12 protein-coding genes and 1 pseudogene are annotated in these 12,156 nt (G+C 77.9%); 7 read left to right on the top strand and 6 right to left on the bottom strand.

The window, feature by feature from the left end; genetic code table 11:
* The 3 genes and pseudogenes from AC5FZL_RS11300 to AC5FZL_RS11290 all read left to right on the top strand — a co-directional run.
* Positions 1-570: pseudogene (locus AC5FZL_RS11300) on the top strand (hypothetical protein); the annotation flags it as partial.
* Positions 567-1,532, top strand: coding sequence for an ABC transporter ATP-binding protein (locus AC5FZL_RS11295; protein ID WP_493618685.1), 966 nt, complete (start codon positions 567-569; stop codon positions 1,530-1,532). The pseudogene AC5FZL_RS11300 and the gene AC5FZL_RS11295, both read left to right, overlap by 4 nt.
* A 41-nt stretch (positions 1,533-1,573) precedes the next feature.
* Positions 1,574-2,395, top strand: a complete 822-nt coding sequence (locus AC5FZL_RS11290; RefSeq protein WP_493618686.1) for a DUF2705 family protein — start codon at positions 1,574-1,576, stop codon at positions 2,393-2,395.
* Here the strand turns inward: AC5FZL_RS11290 and AC5FZL_RS11285 are convergent.
* Entirely contained in the window at positions 2,385-3,233 is an 849-nt protein-coding gene (locus AC5FZL_RS11285; protein WP_493618684.1) for an esterase/lipase family protein, read from the bottom strand. The genes AC5FZL_RS11290 and AC5FZL_RS11285 overlap by 11 nt on opposite strands.
* 126 nt (positions 3,234-3,359) lie before the next feature.
* On the opposite strand from AC5FZL_RS11285, the gene AC5FZL_RS11280 reads away from it, so the two are divergent.
* A complete protein-coding gene (locus AC5FZL_RS11280; RefSeq protein ID WP_493618683.1) occupies positions 3,360-4,775 on the top strand; it encodes a mechanosensitive ion channel family protein in 1,416 nt (471 codons plus the stop codon).
* A gap of 3 nt (positions 4,776-4,778) precedes the next feature.
* Here the strand turns inward: AC5FZL_RS11280 and ggh are convergent, their stop codons facing one another.
* Genes ggh through AC5FZL_RS11265 form a run of 3 tightly spaced genes read right to left on the bottom strand, consistent with a single transcriptional unit; the run spans position 4,779 to position 7,861 of the window.
* Positions 4,779-6,116: a glucosylglycerate hydrolase gene (ggh, locus tag AC5FZL_RS11275; RefSeq protein ID WP_493618682.1), complete on the bottom strand. Its 1,338-nt coding sequence runs from the start codon at positions 6,114-6,116 to the stop codon at positions 4,779-4,781.
* Between the two features lie 55 nt (positions 6,117-6,171).
* Positions 6,172-7,272 (bottom strand): FUSC family protein, encoded by a 1,101-nt coding sequence (locus AC5FZL_RS11270; RefSeq protein ID WP_493618681.1) that lies wholly within the window; start codon positions 7,270-7,272, stop codon positions 6,172-6,174.
* 25 nt (positions 7,273-7,297) lie between these two features.
* Positions 7,298-7,861 (bottom strand): nucleoside/nucleotide kinase family protein, encoded by a 564-nt coding sequence (locus AC5FZL_RS11265; protein WP_493618680.1) that lies wholly within the window; start codon positions 7,859-7,861, stop codon positions 7,298-7,300.
* A 50-nt stretch (positions 7,862-7,911) separates the two neighbouring features.
* Between AC5FZL_RS11265 and hisF the strand changes: the two genes are divergently transcribed.
* Positions 7,912-8,682: an imidazole glycerol phosphate synthase subunit HisF gene (gene hisF, locus AC5FZL_RS11260; RefSeq protein WP_493618679.1), complete on the top strand. Its 771-nt coding sequence runs from the start codon at positions 7,912-7,914 to the stop codon at positions 8,680-8,682.
* A 61-nt stretch (positions 8,683-8,743) separates the two neighbouring features.
* A complete protein-coding gene (locus tag AC5FZL_RS11255; RefSeq protein WP_493618678.1) occupies positions 8,744-9,154 on the top strand; it encodes a VOC family protein in 411 nt (136 codons plus the stop codon).
* Between the two features lie 9 nt (positions 9,155-9,163).
* On the opposite strand, the gene AC5FZL_RS11250 is transcribed toward AC5FZL_RS11255, so the two are convergent.
* Both AC5FZL_RS11250 and AC5FZL_RS11245 read right to left on the bottom strand, forming a co-directional pair.
* Entirely contained in the window at positions 9,164-9,610 is a 447-nt protein-coding gene (locus AC5FZL_RS11250) for a GtrA family protein (RefSeq protein WP_493618677.1), read from the bottom strand.
* 52 nt (positions 9,611-9,662) lie between these two features.
* Positions 9,663-10,298: a TIGR03085 family metal-binding protein gene (locus AC5FZL_RS11245; protein WP_493618676.1), complete on the bottom strand. Its 636-nt coding sequence runs from the start codon at positions 10,296-10,298 to the stop codon at positions 9,663-9,665.
* Positions 10,299-10,378: 80 nt separating this feature from the next.
* Here AC5FZL_RS11245 and AC5FZL_RS11240 point away from each other — a divergent pair.
* A partial coding sequence (locus AC5FZL_RS11240) for an ABC transporter ATP-binding protein (RefSeq protein WP_493618675.1) occupies positions 10,379-12,156 on the top strand: 1,778 nt, incomplete at its 3' end.

Below are 12,156 nucleotides of genomic sequence, written 5' to 3'. Positions count from 1 at the left end.
CGCAGCACCCTGGGCGCCGCCGAGCTGTGGCTCGACCGCGCCAGCGGGCTGCCCCTCGAGGTCGCCCTGCTCGACCCCTCCGGGACGGCGGTGCTCACCTCCGTGTTCGAGCGGGTGCGGGTCGGCGAGCCCGACGCCGCGGTGCTGGTGCCTCCCGCGCCGGCCGGCGTCGTGCCCCGGGCGCCGGCGCCGGACCTCGCGCAGCAGGCCGACACGACCGCCCCCTGGCAGCTGCCGGAGCAGCTCGCGGGGCTGCCCGCGGCCGGCGGCGCCGAGAGCGGGGTCGCCGCCTACGGCACGCTGCTGACCCGCCTGGCGGTGGTGCCGCTGCCGCTGCGCCAGGGCCGGGAGGGGGTGCGGGCCGCCCGGGCTGCGGGCGCCGCCGAGCTGACCACCGCCGACTACTACGCCGAGGCGGTGCTGCTGCGCGCCGGGCCGCTCTCGGCGGCGCTGGTCGACGCCGGCGACGGTGCGCACGCCTACCTGGTGGCCGGCACGGTGGCGCCCGAGGTCGTCCAGGCCGCCGTCGACGCCCTGCTCGACGACCCGCTGCCGCGGCGCGCGCGATGAGCACGCGGGCGGGCACGGGGGCGGGCACGGCGTCGGGCGCGGAGACGGGCACGGGCCTCGCGATCCGCACCGAGGGCCTGACCAAGCGCTTCGGGCGCGTGCAGGCGGTCACCGACGTCGCGCTGGAGGTGCGCGAGGGCGACCGCTACGGGTTCCTCGGCCCCAACGGCTCCGGCAAGACCACCACGGTCCGCATGCTCCTGGGCCTCGTGCTGCCCACCCGGGGGCGCGCGCAGGTGCTGGGCGCGGACGTGCCGGGCGACCTGGCGCGCGTGCTGCCCGCCGTCGGGGCGCTGGTGGAGGGGCCCGCCGCCTACGGGCACCTGTCCGGGCGCGCGAACCTCGCCCTGGTGGACGACGCCGCGCCCGGCCCCGGCAGCCGGCGCGAGCGCCGCGCGCGGGTCGAGGAGGTCCTCGAGGTGGTGGGGCTGGCCCAGGTGGGGCGCCGTCCGGTGCGCGGGTACTCCCTCGGCATGCGCCAGCGCCTGGGGCTGGCCGCGGCGCTGGTCCGCCGCCCCCGCCTGCTCGTCCTCGACGAGCCGACGAACGGCCTGGACCCCCAGGGCATCCGGCGGGTGCACGACCTGCTGCTGGAGCTGTCCGCGGCCGGCACCACGCTCTTCGTCTCCAGCCACCTGCTCGCCGAGGTCGAGCAGCTGTGCACCCGCGTCGGCGTGATGGACCGGGGCCGCCTCGTCGTCCAGGACGACGTGGCGGCCCTGCGCGCCCCCACCGGGCGGGTCCTGCTCGCGGTGGGCGACCCGGCCGCCGCGCGGGCCGTGCTGGGACGCCGGGTGACCGGCGGCGAGGGCGGACGGCTCGTCGTCGAGGGCGCCCCGGTGGCCGCCGTGGTGCGCGAGCTCGTCGGGGCCGGGGTGGCCGTGGACGAGGCGGTCGCGGAGCGGCGCACGCTCGAGGACGTCGTGCTCGCGCGGACCACCGCGGTGGGGGAGGACCGGTGAGGGGCACGGGGGGAGGCACGGGGAGGGGCGCGCTGGCGGCGCTGGTGTCCGTGGAGCTGCGCAAGCTCGCGGGCCGCCCGCGCACCTGGGTGAGCATCGCGATGCTGTGCCTGCTGCCGGTGCTCGTCGCGGTGCTGCTCGCGGTGACGGACGTGGCGCCGCGCCCCGGCGCCGGTCCGGCGTTCCTCTCCGCGGTGCTGGCCAACGGCGAGCTGTACCCGGCGGCCGCCCTGGGCATCGTCGTCCCGGTCTTCCTGCCGATCGCCGTCGCCGTCGTGGCCGGCGAGGCCGTCGCCGGAGAGGCGGCGTCGGGCACCCTGCGCTACCTGCTCGTGCGCCCGGTGGGGCGCACCCGGCTGCTGGCGGCCAAGCTCGTCTCGGTGCTGGCGTTCACCCTGGTGGCGGTCGTGGCGGTCGCCGCGACGGCGTGGGTGACCGGGGTGCTGCTGCTGGGGGACGCTCCTGCGGGCACGGCGGTCGCGGCGACCACCGTCTCCGGCTCACCGCTGACCACGGCCGACCTGCTGTGGCGCACCGGCCTGGTGATGGGGTACGTGACGCTGTCGATGATGGGCGTGGCGGCCCTCGCGCTGCTGCTCTCCACCCTCACCGACTCCCCGCTGGCCGCCGCCCTCGGCGGCCTCGGCCTGCTCGTCACGAGCACCGTGCTCGTCGCCCTGGACGCCGCGGAGGCCGTGCGCGACCTGCTGCCCACGCGCTACTGGCTGGCCTGGGTCGACCTGTTCCGCGACCCGGTGCTGTGGACGGACGTGCAGCGGGGCCTGCTCGTGCAGGCCGGCTACGTGGTGGTGCTCGTGGGCGCCGCGTGGGCGAACTTCACGACGCGCGACATCACGAGCTGAGCAGCTGGGCGCCCCGGGCCCGCAGCGCGGCGCACTCGGACGCCGGCGGGGCCGCGGCCAGCGGGTCCGGCCCCAGCGCCCGCTCGACCAGGGCGACCACGAGGGGGTCGCCGGGCAGCTGCCCGTGGGAGGTCGTGGCGTCGGCGCAGACCGCCTGGAGCGGGACGGAGACCGCGCCGGGCAGCGCGGACGCGGTGGCCGGCGGGGTCGAGACCTCGTCCGCCGCGCTCCACACGGTGGTCCAGCGCGTGCCGGCGTCCTGCCCCGGCGTGGCGGGCAGGCCGGTGAGCAGGTCGCTGCCGGGCGCCAGTTGCCGGCAGGCCAGCGGGCACTGGTCGGGGAGCAGGTCGCCGGCCAGGGCGGCGAGGTCGGTGCCCGAGTGCGGGGTGCCGAGGGTGACCACGCGGCGGGCGGGCTCGCCCTCGCCCGGGCCGCTCAGCCACAGCCGGGCCACGACCCCGCCGGCCGAGTAGCCGACCACGTCGACCGAGGGCGCGCCGCCGGCCAGGGCCGCCCGGGCCGCGGCGTCGACCTGCTCGGCCTGGCCAGCGAGGTCGCCGGTGCCTCCGTCCACGGCCGGCACCACCACGGCGTCGCGCCCCGAGGCGCGCAGCGCGTCGGCCAGCACCCCCAAGGCGACGGTGCTGCCGCCGTAGCCGGGCACGAGCAGCACCGCGCCGGGCACGTCCTGGGCCACCGGCGCGCCACCGGCGGCGCCGTCGGCTCCCGCCGCCCGGTCGCTGCCGCCGGGGTCGCGGCCGAGCACGAGCGCCAGGGCGGCGACGAGCACGAGGACGAGCGCGCCCGCTGCGAGCACGAGCCGTCGGCGGGGGGCCACCGGCCCATCCTTCCCCGGCCCGCGCGCACGGGCCCGGCGGGCCCGGCGGGGCTTGGGGCCGGCGGGCGGTGTCTGCGATGGTGGAGGGTCCACCCCGCCCCTTCCTCCGGAGGCACGCCCCACCCCATGGTGATCGACCTGCGCACCACCTCGTCCCTGCTCGCCTCCACCGCCGTGGACGGCGCCGGGCAGCACGACCTCGACGGCGGGGAGACCGCCGGCCTGCTGCTGGACGCGGCCGTGGCCGCCGTCGTCGCGCTGGTCGTGGCCGTGCTCGTCCACGTGGTCGTGACCCGCCTGGGGCGGCGCTCGGTCGTCGTCAGCGACCTCTCCCGCCGGGCCCGGGCCCCCTTCCGGGCGCTGCTCGTCGTGCTGGTGCTCCACCAGGTCGCCCTGGGCTCGGACGGGTCGGACGACTGGCTCGACGTCGCCCGCTCCGCGCTCTCCCTGGCGCTCATCGCCTCGGTCGGCTGGCTCGTGGCGGTGCTGGCCTACGTGGGCGAGGACCTCGTGCTGGCGCGCTACCCGGTGGACGTCGCGGACAACCGCCACGCCCGTCGGGTGCGCACGCAGGCGGGCTTCCTGCGCCGGTTCGCGGTGGTGGTCGTCGCCGTCCTCGTCCTCGCGGCGATGCTGCTGAGCATCCCCGGCGCCTCGAGCCTCGGCGCGGGGATCTTCGCCTCGGCCGGTCTGCTGTCGGTGGTCGCCGGCCTGGCCGCGCAGACGACGCTGGCGAACGTCTTCGCCGGGCTGCAGCTGGCGTTCACCGACGCGCTGCGCGTGGACGACGTCGTCGTGGTCCTGGAGGAGTGGGGCCGGATCGAGGAGATCACCCTCACCTACGTCGTGGTGCACCTGTGGGACGACCGCCGGCTGGTCCTGCCCTCGACGTACTTCACGTCCACGCCGTTCCAGAACTGGACCCGCAAGGACTCCGAGCTGCTCGGCGTCGTGACCCTCGACGTCGACTGGGCCACCGACTTCGACGCCATGCGCGAGGAGCTGCGCCGGGTCGTGGAGGCCGACCAGCTCTGGGACCGGCGGGTCAGCGTCCTGCAGGTCACCGACGCCGTCGGCAGCTACGTGCAGGTGCGCATCCTCGTCTCCGCCCAGGACGGCCCCACCGTGTTCGACCTGCGCTGCCACGTGCGCGAGGCCATGGTCCGCTGGCTCATGGCCTCCAACCCCGAGGGGCTGCCGCGGCTGCGGATCGACGCGGGCGGCGCGCTGCCGGCCACCGCCGGCGCGGCCGAGGAGCCGGAGGCCCGGCACGGGCCTCCCGGGCCCCCGGGCCCCGCCGGCCCGGCCGGCCCCCCGGGACCCGCCGCGCCGCCGCGCACCCCCGCCACGACGCTGCTGCCCGCCGTCGCGGCGCGGTCCCCGCGCGACGACTCGCTGTTCACCGGCAGCCTGGCCGCCGTGGAGCGCTCGCGGCACTTCACCGGGCCGAGCGAGACCGAGCGCGCGGAACGGGCTGAGCGGGAGGAGCGGGACGACGAGCAGACCCGGCCCCTGGCCTGGCCGGACGAGCGCCCGCGCTAGGGCTCAGCCGAGCCAGTCCAGCACCGCGGCCGCCGTCCAGGACTGCTGCATGCTGCCCAGCGGGGCGCCGGTGAACGGCTCGTAGTACTCGGCGAACGAGCCGTCGCCGACCAGCCGGAGGCCCTCCTCGCGCAGCCCCGCGGCCCGCTCGGCCCAGCCGCGGCGGGCGAACGCCCAGCTGAACAGCCAGGCCGTCACCGGCCAGATCGGCCCGCGCCAGTACTCGCGCGAGCGGAAGGCGCCGGAGACCGGTGAGGTCGACGGCGGCAGCGCCGCGACGAGGTCGGGGTGCCCGCACCACCGGGGCCCCTCGAAGAGCCGGGCCAGCGCCCGCTCGGCGTCGCGCGGCAGCCCGCCGCACAGCAGGGGCGAGAAGGACGCGAGGGTCTCGGAGGGGATCCAGGCCAGGGTCTGCAGGTCGCGGTCGCGGGCGACCCCGGCGCGCGCGTCGGTGGTGCTGGCCACCCCGCGGCGGAACCGCTCGGCGTAGCCGTGCAGCTCTCGCACGTCCGCGTGCGGGCGCGAGTGCTCCTCGCCGATGGTCGCGAGCACGTCGGACGCCAGGGCGAACACGGCCGAGACGAAGACGTCCTGGACGGCGAAGCTGAGGCCCGAGCGCATCGCCTCGTCGTCGTAGCCGACCGCGCGCATCTCCTCCACCAGCCACAGGTAGCGGTCGTACTCGCGGTCGGTGGGCCGCTGCGCCTCGTCGTCGACGACGGCGGTGTCGAGGCGCTGGTAGGGCGGCACGTGACCCGGCTCGACGCGCGCGTAGGGGCCGTCCCACCGCGGGGAGTTGTCCATCCCCGACTCCCACCCGTGGTAGAGCGTGACGAGGCCGTCGCCGAGCGGGTCGCGGGCCGTGGCCATCCAGCGGTGCCAGCGCACGAGGTCCGGCCAGCGGCGGTCGAGGAAGTCGGTGGCCACCGCGCGGGTGGTCCGGCCCCGGCGGCGGGCGTGGTCGAGGACGCGCTGGACGGCGATGGCGTGCACCGGGGGCTGGGTGATGCCGGAGGTCGCGACCCCGGCCGGGGCGTGGGCGGCCAGCTCGCCGCACCCCCACCGCTCGGCGCCGGGGAAGTACCCGCCCACCCCGGGCGCGAAGACGATGTGCGGCACCATCCCGTTGCTCCACTGCGCCGACAGCAGGGTGTCGAGCTCGAGGACCGCGCGCTCCACGCTGAGCGAGGACAGCCCGACCGCCACGAACGCCGCGTCCCAGCTCCACATGTGCGGGTACAGCCGCGGCGCCGCGGTGGTCATCGACCCCAGGTCGTTGCCGCGCAGGAGGTAGGCGGCCCGGGCGGCGAGCTGCGTGGGGGTGAAGCGGACGGCGGGCACCGGCACGTCCTACCCCCGCCCGGCGCGGCGCGGAGGCGCGGGGGCGGGCGCCGGCTCAGTCGTCATCGACTCGTGACGTCGCCGTCCCGGGCGACGGCAGCGTCGGCATGTCCCGCGGCACCAGGAGCGCGACCTCGTGGTCGTCCAGCCCGGCCACCTGGAGCAGGTCGACCGTCGTCGAGCGCACCTGGGCCAGCACCACGTCGGAGGACAGCGTGGAGCGGGGGACGTCCACCGACGCGCGCGCCACGGCGGCCAGCGCCTGCACGGCTGCGGTGGGGTCGCGCACGGCGGCGAGGTCCTCGCCCAGGCGCAGCGAGGCCGCCGCCAGGGCGTCGACGAGGTCGAGCAGCGCGCGCGGGACCGGCTCGCCCCGGTCCGTGGTCACGGCCAGGCGCCGGGCGAGCACCCGCACGTTGCGCACCGCGCGGTCCAGCGGCTCGGCCAGCGCCGCGACGCTGCGCACGCCGTGGCCCGCGCGGCGGCGGAACGGCGAGACCCGCAGCACCTCCAGCCCGTCCGCGGCCGCGGCCCGCAGGGCGTCGAGGCGGGCCTGGGTGCTGCGGGCGTGCTCCAGGGCCTCGCGCGCCCGGTCGGCGTCCTGGGCGCGCGCCGCGGCCGAGGCCTCCCACAGCAGGTCGGCCACCTCCGACAGGAGCGCTGAGGCCAGCCGCAGCGGCCGGCGCAGCGGGGCGGCGGGGGCGAGCGCGGCCAGCGCCAGGGCGACCGCGCCGCCGGTGACGGCGTCCAGCCACCGGTCGAGCCCGGCGGCGGGCCCGGTGACGAGGGTGGTGACGAACACGCCCTGGATCGCCGCCTGGTTGATCATGAGGACGCCGGCGCGCAGGAAGATCGCGACCGCCTGGCCGAGGGCGACGACGAGGGCGATCTGCCAGACCCCGCTGCCCGCGACGTGGACGAGCAGGTCGCCGATCAGCACGCCGACCGCGACGCCGACCACGACCTCCCCGACCCGGCGCAGCCGGTTGCCGTAGGAGACCCCCAGGGCCACCACGGCGGCGACGGGCGCGAAGATCGGCTGGGGGTGGCCGAGCACCTGCTGCGCCAGGAGCAGGGCGAGGGCGGCGCCGAGCGAGCACTGCGCCACCTGCCAGCCGTGCTGGCGCACGCGATCCAGCCGTCCGCGCAGGTCCACGCCCCGATCCTGCCCCAGCCCGCGCTCAGGTGCGCAGGACGACGTCGGCGCGCGCGGCGGTGCCCTCGGCGGCGAACAGCGCGCGCTCCTGGACGGCCCAGCGCTCCCAGTGCGGGCGGTACGCCTCGCCGTCACGGGCCAGGCCGCGCGCCATCCGCACCTCCGGGGCGGCCTCCACCCACACGAGCAGCGAGACGAAGGGGGCGCAGGCCCGCGACCCGGCGCTCACGCCCTCGACCACGAGCACGTCCCCGGCCGGCACCGGCACGCGCTCGGCCGGTAGCGAGGCCACCCAGTCCCACCGGTGGTACCCCGCGGGCGCGCCGGCGGCCAGGGGCGCGAGGACGCCGTCGACGAGCAGCGGGACGGCCTGGGCCAGGCCGTCCCAGCCGGGGTAGACGTCGTCGAGGTGCAGCACCGCCGCGTCGCACCCCCGGCCCTCGAGCGCGGCGTGCAGCGCGCCGGCCAGGGTGGTCTTGCCCGAGCCGCTCGGCCCGTCCACGGCGACCACCCGGGTGCCCCCGGCCCGCGGCGGCCGGGCGAGCGCCAGCGCGGCGAGGGCGTCGGGGTCCGCGGGGCCTGCGTGCACGGGGCGGGACGCTACCGAGGCGCTCGCGGGCGGCCCTCTAGCCTGGAGCCGTGAGCCTCGCCGTCCGCGTCATCGCCTGCCTGGACGTCGACGCCGGGCGCGTCGTCAAGGGCGTCAACTTCCAGGGGCTCGTCGACGCCGGCGACCCGGTGGAGCTGGCCGCCCGCTACGACGCCCAGGGCGCCGACGAGCTGACCTTCCTCGACGTCACCGCCTCCTCGGGGGAGCGGGAGACGACGTTCGACGTCGTGCGGCGCACCGCCGAGCAGGTGTTCATCCCGCTGACCGTCGGCGGCGGCGTCCGCTCGGTCGCCGACGTCGACCGCCTGCTGCGCGCCGGGGCCGACAAGGTCGGCGTCAACACCGCGGCCATCGCCCGGCCCGAGCTGGTCGCCGAGATCGCCGACCGCTTCGGCAACCAGGTGCTCGTGGTCTCCCTCGACGCCCGGCGCTGCCCGCCCGGCACGTCCACGGCGTCCGGCTACGAGGTGACCACCCACGGCGGCCGGCGCGGCACCGGGCTCGACGTCGTGGAGTGGGCCGCGCGCGTCGCCGAGCTCGGCGCCGGAGAGCTGCTCCTGAACTCCATGGACGCCGACGGCACCCGGGCGGGCTTCGACCTGGAGATGATCGCCGACGTGCGCGCCGCGGTCGGCGTCCCGGTCATCGCCAGCGGGGGAGCGGGCGCCGTCGAGCACTTCCCGCCGGCCGTGGCCGCGGGCGCGGACGCCGTGCTGGCGGCCAGCGTCTTCCACTTCGGCACGCTCACGGTCGGCGACGTGAAGGCGGCGCTGCGCGCCGACGGCCGCGAGGTGCGCTGACGCCGGTCACCGACCGCTCCCTGGGCGATGAGTCCTGGGCGCCGGCGCGGTCTGACCCCGCATGACCGACACCCAGGAAGCCCGGACCACCGCCAGCACGCTCACGGAGATCAGCGTCGTGATGTTCGCCGTCACCGACCAGGACGCCGCGCGCGACTTCTACACCGAGAAGCTCGGCTTCGAGGTGCGCAGCGACTCGCCCTTCGGCGAGCACGGCGACATGCGCTGGCTGGAGGTCGCCCCGCCGGGGTCGCGGGCGCGGCTGGCCCTGAACCCGCCGATGGGCGGCGCGTCGGGCGGCGGCGGCGTGATCGGGGTCGAGTCGCCGGACGTGCTCGCCGAGCACGCGCGCCTGAGCGCCCTCGGCGGCATCGACCTCGACCCGGCGCCGATGCGCGAGCCCGGCGCCCCGCTGCTGTTCATGCTGCGCGACCCGGACGGCAACGTCGTCGTCGTGGTCGAGCCGACCTGAGCCCCGCCGTCAGGCGCTGGCGGGGCGGAAGACGAACCTGCGCGAGGCCCAGAAGCGGGTCGCGGTGGCGGCGGCCAGGCCGAGCACGTTGGCGGAGAGGTTGTCGGCCAGCGCGGTGTCCAGGTGCAGCACGTAGCGGCTGAACGACAGGCACAGCAGCGGGATGAGCATCGAGCCCGTGTTGACCAGCAGGTAGTTCAGCCGCCCGCCCGCGACGCCGACCGGGGTGCGCGAGCGGAAGGCCCACGCCCGCACGCCCCAGTAGCTGACGATCATGCCGAGGAAGTTCGCGAGGCAGTAGGCCACCAGCGGCGAGCCGTGCATCGGCCCCGGCCCGTCGCCGCGCAGGCCGTGGACGAGGCCGTTGAAGACCACGAGGGCGACCAGGGTGGCGGCGCCGCCGACGATGAGGAACCGCACGGCCTCCCGCACGGCGCGTGCCGGTCGGCGGGCCATTCCGGCGAGCATAGGCGGGCGGCGCTCGCGCTCCGGCGCGGGCCGGGCGGCCTCAGACCGCGAGCGGGGTGCCGGCGAGGGCCGCCACCGCGGCCTCCGGGCCGGTGACCTCCACCTGCGCCACGCTCGTGCGGCCGAAGGCGTGCAGCAGCAGCTCCTCGGCGCGCCCCGTGAGCACGGCGCTCTGCTCGCCGCGGCGCGCCACGGTCCGCGGCCCCGCGGGCACGACGAGGACGACGCCGACCGGGCAGCGGCGGTAGAGCAGCCGGGCGGTGCGCCGCAGCGACCTCCACAGCGCCTCGGACTGGCCCGGGCGCAGCGGCTCGGGCCGCCAGCCCGGCCGGGCCCGCACCACGTCCTGGGCGTGCACCCAGAACTCCACGGCGTTGGCGGCGGCCTCCGCGCCGGGCAGCGCGAAGGGGCTCCACCGCGAGGGGCCGGAGCGGAACCGGCCCACGAGCTCCTCGAACGGCAGCGCGGCCAGCTCCGCCTGCAGCTCAGCGGCGCGCTCGGCCAGCGCGGGCAGCCGCTCCGCGAGGGCGACGGCGAGCGCCGCGTCGGGCCGGGCCTCGCGCAGGACCAGGTGCACCGCCAGGTCCCGCACGGTCCAGCCCTCGTCGAGGGTCGGCGCGTCCGGGTCCGCGGCCAGCAGGACGTCGGCCAGGTGCTCGCGGTCGGGGCTCGCCATGGCGCCATCCTCCGCCGCCGCCGACCGGGGCGCTCGTCAGCAGGTGGGTGCCTGCGGCCACGGGTGAGAGGATGGAGGCGATGAGCGGCACCTTCCTCCACGGCATGCGGGTCCTGTTCCGGGGGGCGCGCGAGGAGCCCCGGCCGTTCGCCCTCGCCGTGGCCGGCAGCGCCGTCTACGGCGCGGGCACCGCGGCCGGGGGCTACGTCGTGGGCCGGGTCACCGACACCGTGGTGGTCCCGGCGTTGACCGGCTCCGAGCCGGTCAGCGCCGGCGACGTGTGGAGCGCCGGCGCGCTCATGGCCGCGGTCACGGTCGTCACGGTGGCCGGCGTGCTGGTCCGCCGGATCGCCGCCGGCGCGACGATGTACGCGCTGCAGGCCCGCTACCGGCGCCTGCTCGTGCGCCGCTACCTCGACCTGCCGCTCTCCTGGCACCACGCCCACCCCGCCGGCCGCCTCCTGGCCACGGCCGGCTCCGACGTGGAGGCGACCTGGCAGGCGATGGCGGTGCTGCCCTTCGCCCTCGGCGTCGTGGTGATGCTCGCCGTGGCCGGCGTCCTCATGGTCCAGGCCGACCCGGCGCTGGCGCTCGTGGGCCTGGTCGTGCTGCCGCTGCTGGTCGTCGCCAACGTCTTCTACTCGCGCCGGATGTCGCCGCGGGTCAGCGCCGTGCAGCGCCTGCGGGGCGAGGTCTCCGGCGTCGCGCACGAGAGCTTCGAGGGCGCCCTGGTCGTCAAGACCCTCGGCCGCAAGGACGAGGAGGTGCGCCGCTTCGCCACCACCGCCCAGGACCTGCGCGACGCCAACGTCGCAGCAGGGCGCGTGCGGGGCACCTTCGAGCCGCTCATCGAGGCGCTGCCCAGCCTGGGCACGCTCGCGGTCCTCGCGGTGGGCACGGCGCGGGCGGTGGGCGGTGGCACCTCCACCGGCGACGTCGTCGCGGTCGCCTACCTGCTGAGCCTCATCGCCTTCCCGATCCGCTCGATCGGCTGGGTGCTCTCCGAGCTGCCGCGCACCGTCGCCGGCGAGGAGCGCCTCCAGGCGGTGCTGCGCGCCACCACCCTCACGCCGTGGGGCACGGGCGCCGCGACCGGCTCCGGCCCGGCGGGCCTGGGCGTGCGCGGCGCGGGCTACCGGCACGCGCCGGCCGAGGGGCCCGAGGGCGCGTCCGGGCCCGCGCCCGCCCCGGCGCTGAGCGACGTCGACCTCGACGTCGCGGCGGGCACCACCGTGGCCGTGGTCGGCGGCACCGGCGCGGGCAAGTCGACCCTCGCCGGCCTGCTGGTGCGCCTGGTCGACCCCACCTCGGGCGCCGTGCTGCTCGACGGCGTCGACGTCCGCGACCTCGCCGAGGGCGCCGTGGCGGGGGTGGCCGCCCTGGTGCCGCAGTCGACGTTCGTCTTCGACGACACGGTGCGCGGCAACATCGCGCTGGGCCTGCACGTCGACGACGACACCGACGCGCCGCCGGAGCTGCGCGTGGACGACGCCCGCGTCTGGGAGGCGCTGCGCCTGGCCCAGGCCGACGGGTTCGTCGCGGCCCTGCCGCAGGGCCTGGACACCCGGGTGGGCGAGCGCGGCTCGTCCCTGTCCGGCGGCCAGCGCCAGCGCCTGGCCCTGGCCCGCGCCCTCGTGCGCCGCCCCCGGCTGCTCGTGATGGACGACGCCACCTCCGCCCTCGACCCCGCGGTGGAGCGGGCCGTGCTGGACGGCCTGCGCGAGTCCGGCACCGGCACGACCGTGGTCGTCGTCGCCTACCGCCCCGCAACGATCGCCCTGGCCGACGAGGTGGTCCACCTCGAGCGGGGCCGGGTGGTCGACCGCGGCCGGCCCGAGGAGGTCGCCGCCCGCGACGC

This window comes from Quadrisphaera sp. DVD1 (genome assembly GCF_058932755.1).
Note: the sequence above shows the minus strand (reverse complement) of the source record. Positions and strands in the feature narration are given on the sequence as shown.

Coding starts and splice junctions, on each gene's coding strand:
- AC5FZL_RS11295 (WP_493618685.1), top strand. CDS start 567: ATGAGCACGCGGGCGGGCACGGGGGCGGGCACGGCGTCGGGCGCGGAG.
- AC5FZL_RS11280 (WP_493618683.1), top strand. CDS start 3,360: ATGGTGATCGACCTGCGCACCACCTCGTCCCTGCTCGCCTCCACCGCC.
- AC5FZL_RS11255 (WP_493618678.1), top strand. CDS start 8,744: ATGACCGACACCCAGGAAGCCCGGACCACCGCCAGCACGCTCACGGAG.
- AC5FZL_RS11250 (WP_493618677.1), bottom strand. CDS start 9,610: ATGGCCCGCCGACCGGCACGCGCCGTGCGGGAGGCCGTGCGGTTCCTC.
- AC5FZL_RS11245 (WP_493618676.1), bottom strand. CDS start 10,298: ATGGCGAGCCCCGACCGCGAGCACCTGGCCGACGTCCTGCTGGCCGCG.